Below are 14,426 nucleotides of genomic sequence, written 5' to 3' on the forward strand. Positions count from 1 at the left end.
ACCGTAACAGATGTTGATGACACTGATCCAGTCTTTACTTCGGCCACTACAGCCAGCTTTGTAGAGAATGGAACGGGTACGGCCTACACTGCTGTAGCTACAGATGCTAATGCGATTACTTATAGTCTTGGTACCAGTAATGACGAAAGCTTATTCGATATTGATGGATCTACAGGAGCAGTGACCTTCAAAAGTTCACCAGACTTTGAGAGTCCAGCTGATGCTGATGCCGATAATGCCTATGTGCTAGAAGTCAAAGCAAACGATGGTATCAATACAGCCTCTCAAACAGTGACTATAACTGTTACCAATGATCCTGAGGCATTATTAAGAGTGACTGGAGATCTTACCGTACCAAACACCGCTCTAGGTCTCGAATCGACTTTTGATGTCACTATTCATAACGATGGTGACGCTGAGTTATCAATAACCTCTATCAGTTTTCCGACAGCATTTATTGGAAGTAACCTGCTTACTGTAGCTGCAATGAGCAGTGAAACATTGACTATTACTTTTTCACCAACAGAAGCTATTGTCTATAGTGGAGATATTGTTATAACCACTAACGGAGGAGTAGCGACACTGTCTGTGACTGCTGCTGGGGAGATAATTACTTCTATCGCTGATGACAAGCTAGATGAAAAATCAATCGTTTTATATCCTAATCCAGCAAGTGATGTACTCTATGTTGATTTGAGCGAAGTGTTGCTACCTATTAAGACTGTAGAACTGGTTAACTCAAGTGGACTTAAATCGCACTTGATTACTAATCCAACTGAAAAGATTATCCGGATTGATATAAGGCCGTTCACCAGTGGGGTTTATCTACTAAGAGTCTCTGATGGTAATTCAGTAGTGATAAAGAAAGTGATTATTAAAAGATAGAATGAATGAATTTTTTAAAGCGTTTTAAATCCTCTTTACTGGGTTTAATAATTACCGTTTCAATTGTTGGCTGTGGGTCTGGAACAACTGACCCAAGTTTGCAAGACTTGGCTTTTGAAAAGTTGGCTGGTAGTTGGTCCATGCCGGCTAATGGTGGTGTCTTGCTGGATGGTCAAGATGTAAGCCTAAACTATCCAGGTTTCTCACTATCCTTTACCGATGGAGGATATCAAACCACAAATGGGGGCGATCTGTTTAGAGCAAGTGGTACATGGACATGGACGAATGAAAATGCCCAAACGCTGACACTTGACACAGGGGAAGAGGTTACTATACAGAATCTAACCGAGACGCAGTTTCGCTTCACTTTCTTCCATCAGGGGAGTGTAGCTGCAGGTATTAGGGGCAACTACACTATTAATGTAAATAAGTAACGGTCAAATGATTTAGGAGGAGGGGTAAATGAATCAATTCGACCTCCATAAATCTGTAAGAATACCGTTGTTGTTACTTCCGCCACTTACCCATAGATTACTGTTGAACAGGAATGTTGCCATGTTGTCCCGCACATCAAAGATGGGTGAGGAGTTATGCTGGGTCCAGGAAAGCCCATCGGGTGAAGTCCATACATCATTGAACCTGTTACCTCCTGTATCCTCTCCACCAATTACCCAAAGCAAGTCGTTATAGGCTTCTGCCGAGTGAATCCAGCGTGCAGAGAATGTACTTCCTGAAAGAGTTATTTGAGACCAACTGATTCCATCAGAACTTGTCCAAATATCATTGTGAGGACTTAATTGTGAACCATCCAATGAGGCTCCACCTATTAGCACCATATTCCCATTGAAGCTAGTTACAGTATGTCCTTGCCTAGCAGAGAAGATAGTTCCTGTGGTATTGACCTGAGTCCAGTTGATGCCATCAGTACTATTCCAAACTTCATTTTTAAATGTTCCGTCACTTCCACCAATCACCCAGACTTTACTATCGAAAACCAAGGCGGCATGATCTGCCCGTATTCCAAAAATCCCTTGTGTATTTTCTTGTGCCCAGGTCGATCCATCTGTGCTTGACCAAATTTCATTGGTTCTACCATTGTCAGTGAACCCACCAATTACCCAGATTTTATTGTTAAACACTACTGCCTGGTGTGCGTTTCTTGGGGTAAAGATATTTCCAGTTGGTGTTACCTGTGTCCAGGTTATTCCATCTGCACTTGACCAAACTTCATTGATTCTATCCGTTCCTCTAATACCTCCAATGGACCACATCTTACCATTAAAGTCTACGATTTGATGATCGTAAACACCTCCAAAGGCTACGCTGGCACTCACCTGTGTCCAGGAGACCTCGAAAATATCATTGAGGTTTACTGTGATGATTGACGTTTGCTCGAGAGGACTGTTGCTTACGTTGACCGTTGCTGTGAGAGTAGGATTAGTTTCAAAATCAAATATTGAAGCGTCTGCCACAGTCAGGGCTCCGGTTGATGCATCTATCGCAAATGCTCCTGAGACACTCTCGTTGACAATAGCGAATGACGCTGTACCCAAATCGGTAGTGGCACTGACCGTAACGACAGCATCTCCATTGGTTGGATTCTCATCCATACCTACAGTTTCATCCTGAGTAGTCAAAGTCTCTAAAAGGTTGTTAAGCGATACGGCTATCGTTGCATTATCATTGATATCTCCAATTGTTGCGGTAGCTACCATGTTCATTGTTGGGTTTACCTCAAAATCAAAAAGAGAAGCATTGGCTACTGTGATTTGACCAGTAGAAGCATTGATTTCAAAAGCTCCGCTAGGTGTTTGCGATGTGATAGAAAATACCGGATTGCCTCCAGTGGCAGTTGGGTCTAAGCTGGCAACAGTTTGTCCAGCACTTGGGTTTTCATCGATTGAGATGTTTATATCCGCTATCGAGATAGTAGGATCTGGATCCTTATTGTCACAGCTGACGAGTACGATTGACAATATGAATAGGAGAAAAACTGCCTTTAATAGTTTCATCTTCAGAATAGATTAAAAAGTTTGAACCTATAATTTAAATAAGAATATATATAGAATACAACTATTATAGTTTGATAACTACTTCACCTTGAGGTGAATGAACTTCATGTTGTGTTGTCTATTGGCCATTGGCTGTGCTCGTTTGAAGCTTGATATTACAACTTAAGATGCCTTTGTGACATCTTGTGACATTCGTTTACCCTTCCATGACAAACCCTTGTTAAAACCCCCGTTCATTTGAATAAGAATTCGCACAAAGGTTATCGCGAAGACTTATGAAGATCAAAACAACAAAAACTCAAAAACAACGAAAATGAAAAAGCAAATCACAAAAGCAGTAGCAGCCATAGTTTTATTGGCTAGTGGATTCTTGGTTTCAGCTAACGAATCAGAAAGAGAGATCTCATTGTCAACTGAAAATCAAAAAGCAGTTGTCCTTAAAATGAACAATATCAAAGCTGGTACCCAAATCTCTTTAAGAGACGAAAATGGTAAGCTGTTGTTTGAAGACAAAGCAGATGCCAATCAGTACGGTAAAGTTTTCAACTTGTCACTTTTAGAAAAAGGCCAATTGCAGTTGGAAATTGAAAACGAAGAGACGCTTGAGATCATGGCAATTGAAGTTACCGAGAGCTCAGCTTCAATAATGGCTGGTAGCGAGAAAGTATTTCAAAAGCCAATTGTAAAGCATAATGGCGAGTCTATGAAAATTTATTTCGGAGAAGGAGAGTCTGGCATGAAAATTACTGTCTTAGACCAATACGGAGATGTTGCCTTCAAGGACAAGGTAGAGGCAGGTAGTGCCTTGAAACGATACGATGTGTCTAAGCTATCAGGAAAATATAATATTCAGTTTACTGCAGACGGCAGAAGCTTTTATCATACAATCACTCTAGATTAAAAGTGCAATTTTAAAATGGAGGAGCCCCGACTGAAGAGTCGGGGTTTTTTTATGCTCTGACGACAATGTGTGAAAAAAGTTACACTGTATCATATTGGAGAATAAGGTGTACGTTTTTGTACAACTAAGGAGTCATTAGAGGTTAGGTAATTTATGTAACTATTTGTAAATCAATTAATTAAATATTTTGGCACAGCCATTGAATAAAGAAAGGCAGATCTGTTGCTTTGGTCGGCAACACTAAAAGATCAAAACTCAAAATTTAACAACAAGGTCATGAACTCAATAGCATTAAACAACTTAAGCACTTTGAAGAGACGATTCGTTTTGGCGATCGGAATCTTAGTGGGAATAAGCACAATGGTACTTGCGAATCCAATTGAGGAGAAAGCAAGGTTGACAAGAGAAGAGGCTAACGAATTAATTTCCGTTATAAAAGAAGAATTAGAAATCGCTACCTACGAACCAGCATTGGTTTTCGATGAAGAAGGTATGTTCGAGGAGGTTCAGCCACTTCAGATAATCAAAGTATACGATAACAACGATGAGCTTCTTTTGGAAGCCCCAATCAGAAAGTTACAACAGTCCAAGAATAAGCATTTGAGAAAGCTTTTGAATGCAAGTGATTTCTTGACAGAGTATGAGAATACTAAATATTACAGATTGGATTTATAAGGTTAATAACTCCATAAAAAAACGGGCACTCATTGAGTGTCCGTTTTTGTTTAAAGAGACATGTGACAGTCTTACAAAAAAGAGGGCCACCAAATTAATGGAGACCCTCTTTCGAATTTTACTGAGTGTTTGAATAATCTCAGATGTTTAGGGTAATACAATTATAGTATAGGTTTAGGAACCTACCAAATTGCAAAAGTGTCTCTAAAGGCTCCATTCAATGTTTTTGTAGATAAATGACTTTCAATTGAGTGTGAACGACAGGATAGTATATGTACAAACATTAGATTTTTTTGCATTAGAAATCCCTCACAAGCTTAAAACAAAAAAGGCCATCATTATTGATGACCTTTGTTACTGAATATCTTATGACTTAGCAATGCTCTTCGAACACATCTGCTAAATGATTACCAATAACCTCGGCAGATCTACCTTCAATATGGTGTCTCTCTACGAAGTGAACTAGTTCACCATCTTTAAATAGGGCCACAGAAGGAGAAGAAGGAGGGAACGGTAAATGGAACTCTCTTACCTTCTCTGTTGCTTCAATATCACCACCAGCGAAAACAGTCGTCAAATTATCAGGCGCTTTGTCAGCTAACTTCAGGGCCATTTTCACACCTGGTCTCGCAGTTCCTGCTGCACAACCACATACAGAGTTGATTACAACTAATGAAGTGCCTTTGTGATCTCCTAGATGCGCTTCAACAGCATCTGCAGTTTTTAGCTCGGTAAAGCCCGCTTCGGTTAATTCTTCTCTGAAAGGGACTAATAAATGTTCTGGATACATATCTCTAATTTTTAATTTCTGTTCTTACATGAAGCCTAGCTCTAATTGAGCTTCTTCTGACATCATTTCTTGAGTATAAGGTGGGTCGAATGTCAATTCAATTTCGACATCACTCACCCCCTCAATTTTCTGAATAGCTTGTTTCGTTTCTTCCGGTATTACTTCTGCCGCTGGGCAAGAAGGAGAGGTAAGTGTCATTAGTACATAAACGTTGTTGACCGGAAACACATTTATCTCATAAATCAACCCTAACTCGTAAATGTCAACAGGTATTTCAGGATCATAAACTGTCTTGATCGCTGCAACAACTTCGTCTCTCAAGTTTTCTTTTATTCCTTCAGCCATTTTAAGCGTTTTGCGTTTTGGTAGAAAAAGCCAATCCGTAGATTTTCATTTGTTTCATCATTGCGCCAAAGCCATTGGACCTTTGGGTTCCAATAAATCTGTTTAAGCCGATTTTATCGATGAAGTAAAGGTCGGCATCTATGATGTCCTGAGGGCTCTTATCAGAGAGTATTCTTACTAATAAGCTCACAAGACCTTTGGTGATCGCAGTATTACTATCGGCCTCAAACTTTACTTTACCCTCGTCCAAGCCGGCCTTTAGCCAAACCTTGGACTGACAGCCTTTCACAATGTTGTCTTCAGTTTTGTTGTCTTCACCCATTTCAGGAAGTCGCTCACCAAGTTCCATAATATAGCTTATGGTCATTTCCATATCGCCATCAAGCATAGAAAACTCATCTATGATCTCGTCCTGTATGTCTTGAATCGATTCGCTCATTACTTGAATTTGGTAATAATGTCTTTCAAAGCCACGATGAAAGTGTCTATCTCAGCTTTGGTATTGTAAACCGAAAATGAAGCCCTTGCAGTTCCTTCAATGCAGAAGTGATCCATCAGAGGCTGGGTACAATGATGCCCTGTCCTCACAGCAATACCCTTTGCATCTAACCACATTCCTAGGTCAAAATGGTGGATGCCTTCTACTTCAAAAGAGATAACACTAACCTTTTGCTGAGCGGTACCAATTATTCGAACGCCATCAATCTGCGATAGCTTTTCTGTACCATATTCAAGCAACTCATGTTCGTATGCTGCAATATTATCTTTGCCAAGTTCTTGTATAAAGTCAATGGCCTCCTTAAACGCGATAACATTAGCGATGTCAGGTGTGCCTGCCTCGAACTTATAGGGTATGTCGTTGTAAGTAGTTCCTTTGAATGAGACGTCTTTGATCATTTCACCACCGCCTTGATAAGGAGGGGTTTTCTCAAGGACACTTCTCTTTCCATAAAGGACACCAAGGCCAGTAGGGCCGTACATTTTGTGTGCTGAAAAGGCGAAGAAGTCAACATTCAAATCTTCAACGTCAACCTCTAAATGAGAAGTAGACTGGGCACCATCAATAAGCACTTTAGCACCAACGGCATGCGCCATTGCAGTAATTTCTTTGACCGGATTGACAGTGCCGAGCGTATTAGACGCGTGGTTAAAGGCAACCATCTTAGTCTTGTCTGTGATGAGCTTTTCGACCTCTGAGAGAATGAGCTCTCCAGCCTCATTAATAGGCATTACTTTAAGAATTGCACCCTTTTCCTCACAGATCATTTGCCAAGGAACTATATTGGAATGGTGCTCCATTGCAGAGATCAATACTTCATCACCTTCGCTTAGGAATTTCCTTCCCCATGAGCTAGCCACGAGGTTGATGCTTTCAGAAGTACCTTTTGTGAAGATTATTTCTTCGGCCTCATTTGCACCAATGAACGATTGAGCTGCCTTACGCGTCTCTTCAAATTTAGCTGTGGATCTTTCTGCTAGTGTATGAATACCACGGTGGATATTTGCATTATCATTTTGATAATGGTGAACTAAGGCATCAATAACTCGTTGAGGTTTTTGATTTGTAGCGGCATTATCAAAATAAATAAGAGGCTTTCCATTTACTTCTTGATGAAGTACCTGGAATTGGCTCCTTATATGTTCAATATCAATATGTTGACTAGTCAGTGTATTTGACACGATTACTTTTCCAATCTAGCTGTGATAATCTCTTCAACGTAATCTTGAATTGCCTTAATCTCAAGGTTTTCAATTATATCACTTGCGAAAGCATGTAGCAAAATAGCTCTAGCACGTTCTTTTGTAATACCTCTGGCTTGTAGATAGAACAAAGCATCTTTATCTAGCTGCCCAGTAGTACATCCATGAGAGCACTTGACATCGTCAGCCCAAATCTCTAACTGTGGCTTAGTGTTCACAGTAGCATCATTGGTCATAAGAATGTTTTTGTTGGACTGGAAGGCATTGGTTTTTTGCGCATCCTTTCTTACAAAGATTTTACCGTTGAATACTCCTTTAGACTTATCGTCCATGATGCCTTTATAAAGCTCATTAGAATATGCATTTGGCATTGTATGGTCTACAGTAGTGTGGTTGTCCACATGAGTTTTACCTCCAAGTACGTATAGCCCATTCATATGTGCTTCACATCCTTCACCGTTGAGTTTAATGTCTAAATTATTCCTAACCATTGCGCCATTTAGAGCGATGGTATTGGCAGTAAAATGACTATTTCTTTCCTGAGCCACATTCACATTAGAAATGTGATAGGTAGCATCCGCATCATTCTCAATCTTGAAATACTTGGCATGAGCATTCTCAGCCACAAATATTTCATTAACAGCATTGGTAAATGACTTAGCACTACCCAATGTGTCGAACTTTTCGAGTACCGTAACCTGAGCAGATTTACCCACAACCATGATGTTGCGCGTGTTGTAGATGGGCTGGTTTTCTGAAGCATCACTGATAAAGTATAGAGCAATTGGCTTTTCTATAACCGCATTGTCTTTTACATTAATAACCGCTCCATTTTGGCTAAAAGCTGTATTGAGAGCGATAAATGCATCTTTTTCGTAATTAGCTTGCTTGCCGAAATAGCTAGCTACATTGTCGGCATCCTTTTTAGAAGCTTGCTCAAAAGAGTTAAGCGCTAAACCTTGAACATTAATATCATCAGAGTACTCTGCAGAGAATTCTCCATTGATAAATACAATGTTGTGAGCATCTAGACTTGGAATCTTAACGCTTGCTACCTGATCTGCAGAAAGTGATGGGGTAGAAGAGGTAGACCTAAAGTCAATATTCTTCTCTAGCGCCTTAGTAAGATTTGTGAATTTATATTCCTCGTCTTTCGGAGCCGGAAACCCATTCTCTTTCAATGTCTGAAAGGCATGTTTCCTAACTTGATGGATTGCTGACTTACTTTGCCCGTTTAAGCTTTTTTCGAAAGTCTCGAATCTATCAGTTATTGCATCTAAAATAGACTGTCCTGATAATTTGTCCATTGCTTAAACTGTTGCGTCAGCCTCTTCTTTAATCCAATCGTATCCTTTAGCCTCTAATTCTAAAGCCAATTCTTTTGTTCCTGATTTAACAATACGGCCTTTGTACAGCACGTGCACATAGTCTGGTACTATATAATCAAGTAGTCTTTGATAGTGAGTAACAACGATTGTTGCGTTGTCCTTTGACTTGAGTGTGTTAACACCATTAGCCACCACCTTAAGTGCATCAATATCAAGTCCAGAATCAGTTTCATCAAGAATTGCCAGCTTCGGCTCAAGCATAGCCATTTGGAAAATCTCGTTTCTTTTCTTCTCACCTCCAGAAAATCCTTCATTGAGTGATCTGCTTAATAGAGACTGGTCAATTTCTACAAGCTTCATTTTCTCTTTCATCAATTTCAAGAAAGAAACAGCGTCCAAAGGTTTTTCGCCATGATGCTCTCTTACCTGGTTGATGGCTGTTTTCATGAAGTTGGTTGTGCTCACGCCCGGAATTTCAACAGGGTACTGAAAAGCTAGGAAGATACCTTCTCGGGCTCTTTCATCTGCATCCATTTCTAGGAGGTCTTTACCTTGGAAATCTACATCTCCACCCGTTACTTCATAGTCTTCTCTACCGGCTAGTACTGAAGCCAATGTGCTTTTTCCTGAACCGTTTGGTCCCATGATAGCGTGGATTTCTCCTGGTTTTACTTCTAAGTTGATGCCTCTGAGAATCTCTTTCTCTTCAATCCTGGCCTCTAAATTCTTTATAGATAACATTTTACTCTTTTGTCTTTTTGAAAATAGGAGAGTGCTTAGCCAACTGAACCTTCTAAGGTCAGTGCTAATAGTTTTTGAGCCTCAACGGCAAACTCCATTGGTAATTGATTCAATACTTCTTTGGCGTAACCATTAACAATTAATGCTACAGCTGATTCTTCGTCTATGCCACGTTGCTGGCAATAGAAAATTTGGTCTTCTCCGATTTTCGATGTAGTCGCTTCATGCTCTACATGAGCTGTAGAATTTTCAATATCAATGTAGGGGAATGTGTGTGCTCCACACTTATCACCCATTAATAGAGAATCGCACTGTGAGAAGTTTCTTGCATTTTCAGCACGCTTCATCACTTGCACTTGTCCACGGTAACTATTCTGAGAATAGCCTGCGGATATACCTTTTGAAACGATTCGTGATTTGGTGTTTTTACCAATGTGAATCATCTTAGTTCCAGTGTCGGCTTGCTGGTAATTGTTAGTTACCGCCACTGAGTAGAACTCACCTTGTGAATTGTCTCCCTTGAGAATACATGAAGGGTACTTCCAGGTAACAGCAGAACCTGTCTCAACTTGTGTCCAGGAAATTTTAGAGTTATCACCTTCGCAAATACCTCTTTTGGTTACAAAGTTGTAAATACCACCTTTACCATTCTTATCACCAGGGTACCAGTTTTGAACGGTTGAGTATTTAACCTCAGCATCCTTAGCCGCTTTGATTTCTACCACGGCAGCATGCAACTGGTTCTCATCTCTTTGAGGAGCAGTACAGCCTTCAAGGTAGCTTACATAAGATCCTTCGTCAGCAATAATCAATGTTCTTTCGAATTGTCCCGTGTTGGCTGCATTGATTCTGAAATAAGTAGATAATTCCATTGGGCATCTAACCCCTTTTGGAATGTAGGCGAAAGAGCCATCTGAAAATACTGCAGAGTTTAATGCTGCAAAATAGTTGTCACTAGTAGGTACTACTGTACCCATATGTTTTTTCACTAGTTCTGGGTGCTCCTTAACGGCCTCAGAAAATGAGCAGAAAATAATACCTAGTTTACCTAGTGTGTCTTTGAAGGTTGTAGCGACAGAAACAGAGTCAATCACTGCATCGACAGCGACACCTGTGAGTCTTTTTTGTTCGGTAAGTGAGATGCCAAGCTTTTCGAAAGTTGCCAACAATTCTGGATCAACTTCATCAAGTGACTTCGGCTTTACTTTTTGCTTCGGTGCAGAGTAGTAAATAAGGTCTTGATAATCGACTTTTGGGTAGTCAACATTTGGCCACTCTGGCTCCTTCATTTTTAACCATGCTCTGTAGGCATCAAGCCGCCATTCAAGTAACCACTCTGGCTCTTCTTTTTTAGCAGAAATAAAGCGCACAATTTCTTCGCTCAATCCTTTCGGAGCTTCATCTGCTTCTAAGTCTACAGTCCAGCCGAACTCATACTCTTTCGAGGTGAATTCTTCTAAAATCTGGTCGTCATTGCTCATCAAAACTTATTTAGAATGATTTCAAATACAAAGGTACAACCTAAAACTTTAACGAAAGGTTTCAGGCCTTCTTTTTTATAAATGGGATATAGAATCTATTAATTAAAAAATGTCCTTTGACTAGGCTGATAACTCGATACTTCTGCTTAATGTTTCCTCTAAAATCACGAAAGTTTCGGTACGTTCAATTCCATCTACTTTCTGAATTTTATCATGAAGAATATCCTTCAAGTGATCGGTGCTCTTGGCATAAATTCTAACGAACATACTGTAATTACCCGTGGTATAGTGGATGGAGGTTATCTCCGGTATTTTCTTTAATTGCTCTGCCACTTTTTCATAGAGTGAACTCTTAGATAAGAACACTCCAAGGAAGGAACCCACGCTATAGCCGAGGGCATTCAGGTTTAAATCTAAAGAAGCACCTTTAACCACACCCATCTTTTCTAGCTTATTCATTCTGACGTGAACAGTACCACTTGATACAAAGGCTTGCTTGGCTACTTCAGTATAGGGTTTTTTTGCATTGTGCTGCAAGAGCGAAAGAATCTTGAGGTCAACGTTATCAATTTCGTAATTATCCGGCATGATTTCTATTCTAAATTATTGAATTCATATCAAAAGTATTGATTAATTAATTAATCTGTAAATAATAAGTTCAATCATTAACGATATTATGTGTATAACATTCATTCTATTACCTTTGAAACAGTTTCAAACGTGAAACAAAAGCCATTGACACACTGTAGGATGACGAAATAGGCAGCCGTGCCCTCCTTTCCCGGGGGTGGAGAATAAGAGATAAATTAAACTACCTAAGTAAAGCTAATCTCTCCGTGAAGGTTCGAGTCCTTCTCCTACAGCCAAATGTTTTAGTATGATTAGTAATTGTCAATGATGAGTGCCTCAGCAATCAGGCGCTCATTATTAAATACACTGTAGGGTGACGAAACAGGCAGCCGTGCCCTCCTTTCTCGAGGGTGGAGGTTCTGAGATAAAGCCAATCGGCCTAATCACTCCGTGGAGGTTCGAATCCTTCTCCTACAGCATTTCAAAAAGGAAACCATTTCGGTTTCCTTTTTTTGTATACTTTCTCTGGATGAGAACCTCGGTTCGATCCCGAATTCTCGGGACACGAGGGACAGTGCGGCATGCCTTGCGTGTATGGTAATCCTTCTCCTACAGCTTAGCCCAACCTTGCCAAGGTTGGGGTTTTTAATTGTAGCTAAACCTTCCATTGGTCATTTCTCTTATATTTGGTGTTAGCCAAATTTTAATGAATGAGTACTCACCCATGGATTGCCAAATACCCAGCGGGTATCGCGACAGAAATTTCAGAAGATAGGCCTGAAAACTTACTAGAACTTTTTAACCAAGCCTTTAAAAGCTTCGGAAGTCGTGAGGCTTTTGAGAATATGGGTAAGGTGCTTACTTATCAGGAGATCAACCTGCAATCGGATTTCTTTGCAGCCTATCTCCAAAATGAAGTTAAAGTCCAGAAAGGCGATCGTATAGCTATTCAAATGCCTAATTGTCTTCAATATCCAATCGTATTGATTGGCGCCCTAAAGGCAGGTTGTATTGTAGTAAACACTAACCCCTTGTATACACCGCGCGAAATGGAGCATCAGTTTAATGATGCCGAAGTAAAAGCTATAGTGATCATTGCCAACTTTGCGCATAGCCTTCAAGAGATTCTGCATAAGACTAAAATTGAGCATGTCATTGTCACTGAGTTGGGCGATTTACTAGGAGGTCTTAAAGGTAAGCTAGTGAACTTTGTGGTGAAGAAGGTGAAGAAAATGGTTCCCGCTTATTCTTTACCTACGGCTAAGAAATTCAATGACGTCATGAAAAAAGGCGCTCGAATGAAATATACCAAGCCTGATGTACAGTCTGGTGATACTGCTTTTCTGCAGTATACTGGTGGAACCACAGGTGTGTCTAAGGGTGCCACACTTTCGCACAGCAATGTGGTGGCACATACATTCGCTATCAATAATTGGTTTAAACCATTGCTGAAAGAGGGGCAAACGGAATTAATGATAACAGCTATCCCTTTGTATCATATTTTCGCTCTTAATGTCAATTGCACCTTCATGATGCATATTGGCGCTAAGAATGTTCTGATCACCAATCCTAGGGATATGCCTGGATTTATTAAAGAACTTAAAAAGCATCCATTTACATTGTTCACTGGCGTGAATACTCTCTTCAATGGCTTGCTTAACCAACCTAATTTTAATGAGGTAGACTGGGGTCATCTTAAGGGAGCTATTGGAGGTGGCATGGCTGTCCAAGACTTTGTGGCCAAAAAATGGGAAGAGCAAACTAGCTCTCCTTTGGTAGAAGGTTACGGACTTTCAGAAACGTCTCCGGTTGCCAGTTGTAATCCTTTGGATGGGACTCACAGAATGGGAACCATAGGACTTCCGATTTCCTCAACACAATTATCTATTTGTGATGATGAAGGAAATCACCTGGCTCAGGGAGAAGTGGGGGAGATTTGTATCAAAGGTCCTCAAGTAATGAGTGGTTATTGGAATAAAGACAATTCAGGTGTTTTCTTCGAAGACGGCTGGTTCCGCACTGGAGATATTGGCCAAATGGATGCCGATGGGTTTTTCAAGATTGTTGATCGTAAGAAGGACATGATTAACGTATCTGGTTTTAACGTTTTCCCAAATGAGGTAGAGAATGTCATTGCTGACCATGAGAAAGTGTTGGAAGTAGCGGTGATCGGTATTCCGGATAAGAAGTCTTCTGAATGTGTTAAAGCCTTTGTAGTCAAAAGCGATCCTTCTTTAACAGAAGACGAGCTTAGAGACTTCTGTGAAGAGGAGCTCACGGGATATAAAAAGCCAAAGTATATCGAGTTTGTGGATGAACTACCAAAGTCAAATGTTGGGAAAATTCTCAGACGTGAGTTGAAAGAAAGAGAAGCAGCAAAGAATAGCTAATAAAAAAAGCCTCATTTGAGGCTTTTTTTATGTCATGACCTTTGGACTCAATTGTTTACTTCTGTTTCGAATATTAATACTTCTTCCTCTTTAGGCTCTTCCATTGTTATTGACCTCATATTTTCATCGTCAAGCCTAAATGCGACTCTGGCCGTCATTCTTGTTTTTACTACTTGATTCTTCTGCATCCCAGGTACCCAATTTGGTCCGTCCATGTATACGCGAAGTGCTTCTTCGCCAAGTCCACCTCCAGGATTTCTAAGCAATTCAAAGTCGCTCAAAGAACCGTCTGTGCCAACAACAAAGGTGATATAGACATTACCTTCAATGCCTTTTTGTTTCGCTTCCTGAGGATAGTTTAAGTTTTCGCCAAGGAATTTACTGTAAGCCTTCATACCTCCAGGAAAGGTGGGGTCTTGTTCAACAACAAGAAAGACTTTGTCATCTGAAGGCTTTTCATGAATTACAGAACCGACTTCATAATCGCTTCCTTCGGGTTCTACAAACATTTCAGCATCCCCACACGAAACGGCAAACGCTATGAGTACGAGTATTGAGAGTTTTTTCATAGTCGAGATAGTTTAACTAAGTAATTAAATATAGAACT

15 protein-coding genes are annotated in these 14,426 nt (G+C 40.2%); 5 read left to right on the plus strand and 10 right to left on the minus strand.

Going from position 1 to position 14,426, the window contains the following annotated elements:
- Both J4E76_RS19150 and J4E76_RS19155 read left to right on the plus strand, forming a co-directional pair.
- Window positions 1–885 (plus strand): T9SS type A sorting domain-containing protein (locus J4E76_RS19150; RefSeq protein ID WP_208506411.1); only part of this gene is annotated, 885 nt, incomplete at its 5' end.
- 5 nt (window positions 886–890) lie between these two features.
- The gene (locus J4E76_RS19155) at window positions 891–1,319 is read left to right on the plus strand and encodes a hypothetical protein (RefSeq protein WP_208506412.1); all 429 of its coding nucleotides are present in this window, start codon (window positions 891–893) and stop codon (window positions 1,317–1,319) included.
- Between the two features lie 33 nt (window positions 1,320–1,352).
- On the opposite strand, the gene J4E76_RS19160 is transcribed toward J4E76_RS19155, so the two are convergent.
- Complete coding sequence (locus J4E76_RS19160; protein ID WP_208506413.1) at window positions 1,353–2,897, minus strand: hypothetical protein; 1,545 nt, start codon at window positions 2,895–2,897, stop codon at window positions 1,353–1,355.
- A 313-nt stretch (window positions 2,898–3,210) separates the two neighbouring features.
- Here J4E76_RS19160 and J4E76_RS19165 point away from each other — a divergent pair, with 313 nt between their 5' ends.
- On the plus strand, window positions 3,211–3,798 hold the full coding sequence (locus J4E76_RS19165) for a hypothetical protein (protein ID WP_208506414.1): 588 nt from the start codon (window positions 3,211–3,213) through the stop codon (window positions 3,796–3,798).
- Window positions 3,799–4,074: 276 nt separating this feature from the next.
- Window positions 4,075–4,473 (plus strand): hypothetical protein, encoded by a 399-nt coding sequence (locus J4E76_RS19170; protein WP_208506415.1) that lies wholly within the window; start codon window positions 4,075–4,077, stop codon window positions 4,471–4,473.
- A gap of 373 nt (window positions 4,474–4,846) precedes the next feature.
- On the opposite strand, the gene J4E76_RS19175 is transcribed toward J4E76_RS19170, so the two are convergent.
- From J4E76_RS19175 to J4E76_RS19210, 8 genes are all read right to left on the minus strand, one after another.
- Complete coding sequence (locus tag J4E76_RS19175) at window positions 4,847–5,263, minus strand: BrxA/BrxB family bacilliredoxin (protein ID WP_208506416.1); 417 nt, start codon at window positions 5,261–5,263, stop codon at window positions 4,847–4,849.
- A gap of 24 nt (window positions 5,264–5,287) precedes the next feature.
- Window positions 5,288–5,608, minus strand: coding sequence for an SUF system Fe-S cluster assembly protein (locus J4E76_RS19180; RefSeq protein WP_208506417.1), 321 nt, complete (start codon window positions 5,606–5,608; stop codon window positions 5,288–5,290).
- A 1-nt stretch (window position 5,609) separates the two neighbouring features.
- Window positions 5,610–6,047: a SufE family protein gene (locus tag J4E76_RS19185; protein WP_208506418.1), complete on the minus strand. Its 438-nt coding sequence runs from the start codon at window positions 6,045–6,047 to the stop codon at window positions 5,610–5,612.
- Window positions 6,047–7,288 (minus strand): aminotransferase class V-fold PLP-dependent enzyme, encoded by a 1,242-nt coding sequence (locus tag J4E76_RS19190; RefSeq protein ID WP_370592825.1) that lies wholly within the window; start codon window positions 7,286–7,288, stop codon window positions 6,047–6,049. Before J4E76_RS19190 ends, J4E76_RS19185 begins: the two co-directional genes overlap by 1 nt.
- A gap of 2 nt (window positions 7,289–7,290) precedes the next feature.
- On the minus strand, window positions 7,291–8,616 hold the full coding sequence (gene sufD / locus J4E76_RS19195; protein WP_208506419.1) for a Fe-S cluster assembly protein SufD: 1,326 nt from the start codon (window positions 8,614–8,616) through the stop codon (window positions 7,291–7,293).
- Between the two features lie 3 nt (window positions 8,617–8,619).
- Complete coding sequence (sufC, locus tag J4E76_RS19200) at window positions 8,620–9,378, minus strand: Fe-S cluster assembly ATPase SufC (RefSeq protein ID WP_208506420.1); 759 nt, start codon at window positions 9,376–9,378, stop codon at window positions 8,620–8,622.
- A gap of 35 nt (window positions 9,379–9,413) precedes the next feature.
- The gene (sufB, locus tag J4E76_RS19205; protein ID WP_208506421.1) at window positions 9,414–10,859 is read right to left on the minus strand and encodes a Fe-S cluster assembly protein SufB; all 1,446 of its coding nucleotides are present in this window, start codon (window positions 10,857–10,859) and stop codon (window positions 9,414–9,416) included.
- A gap of 120 nt (window positions 10,860–10,979) precedes the next feature.
- Window positions 10,980–11,447 carry an Lrp/AsnC ligand binding domain-containing protein gene (locus J4E76_RS19210; protein WP_208506422.1) on the minus strand — a complete coding sequence of 156 codons (468 nt, stop codon included), beginning with the start codon at window positions 11,445–11,447 and terminating at the stop codon, window positions 10,980–10,982.
- Window positions 11,448–12,139: 692 nt separating this feature from the next.
- Between J4E76_RS19210 and J4E76_RS19215 the strand changes: the two genes are divergently transcribed.
- On the plus strand, window positions 12,140–13,819 hold the full coding sequence (locus J4E76_RS19215) for an AMP-binding protein (RefSeq protein WP_208506423.1): 1,680 nt from the start codon (window positions 12,140–12,142) through the stop codon (window positions 13,817–13,819).
- A gap of 47 nt (window positions 13,820–13,866) precedes the next feature.
- On the opposite strand, the gene J4E76_RS19220 is transcribed toward J4E76_RS19215, so the two are convergent.
- On the minus strand, window positions 13,867–14,388 hold the full coding sequence (locus J4E76_RS19220; RefSeq protein ID WP_208506424.1) for an energy transducer TonB: 522 nt from the start codon (window positions 14,386–14,388) through the stop codon (window positions 13,867–13,869).
- Between the last annotated feature and the right edge of the window lie 38 nt (window positions 14,389–14,426).

Source organism: Roseivirga sp. E12 (assembly GCF_017592825.1).
Classification (GTDB): Bacteria; Bacteroidota; Bacteroidia; order Cytophagales; family Cyclobacteriaceae; genus Roseivirga.

Bases quoted from the DNA above. Each gene is read 5' to 3' on its own strand.
- J4E76_RS19160 (WP_208506413.1), bottom strand. From the start codon at position 2,897: ATGAAACTATTAAAGGCAGTTTTTCTCCTATTCATATTGTCAATCGTA.
- J4E76_RS19215 (WP_208506423.1), top strand. From the start codon at position 12,140: ATGAGTACTCACCCATGGATTGCCAAATACCCAGCGGGTATCGCGACA.
- J4E76_RS19220 (WP_208506424.1), bottom strand. From the start codon at position 14,388: ATGAAAAAACTCTCAATACTCGTACTCATAGCGTTTGCCGTTTCGTGT.
- sufC (WP_208506420.1), bottom strand. From the start codon at position 9,378: ATGTTATCTATAAAGAATTTAGAGGCCAGGATTGAAGAGAAAGAGATT.
- J4E76_RS19185 (WP_208506418.1), bottom strand. From the start codon at position 6,047: ATGAGCGAATCGATTCAAGACATACAGGACGAGATCATAGATGAGTTT.
- J4E76_RS19210 (WP_208506422.1), bottom strand. From the start codon at position 11,447: ATGCCGGATAATTACGAAATTGATAACGTTGACCTCAAGATTCTTTCG.
- J4E76_RS19175 (WP_208506416.1), bottom strand. From the start codon at position 5,263: ATGTATCCAGAACATTTATTAGTCCCTTTCAGAGAAGAATTAACCGAA.
- J4E76_RS19170 (WP_208506415.1), top strand. From the start codon at position 4,075: ATGAACTCAATAGCATTAAACAACTTAAGCACTTTGAAGAGACGATTC.
- sufB (WP_208506421.1), bottom strand. From the start codon at position 10,859: ATGAGCAATGACGACCAGATTTTAGAAGAATTCACCTCGAAAGAGTAT.
- J4E76_RS19180 (WP_208506417.1), bottom strand. From the start codon at position 5,608: ATGGCTGAAGGAATAAAAGAAAACTTGAGAGACGAAGTTGTTGCAGCG.
- sufD (WP_208506419.1), bottom strand. From the start codon at position 8,616: ATGGACAAATTATCAGGACAGTCTATTTTAGATGCAATAACTGATAGA.
- J4E76_RS19165 (WP_208506414.1), top strand. From the start codon at position 3,211: ATGAAAAAGCAAATCACAAAAGCAGTAGCAGCCATAGTTTTATTGGCT.
- J4E76_RS19155 (WP_208506412.1), top strand. From the start codon at position 891: ATGAATTTTTTAAAGCGTTTTAAATCCTCTTTACTGGGTTTAATAATT.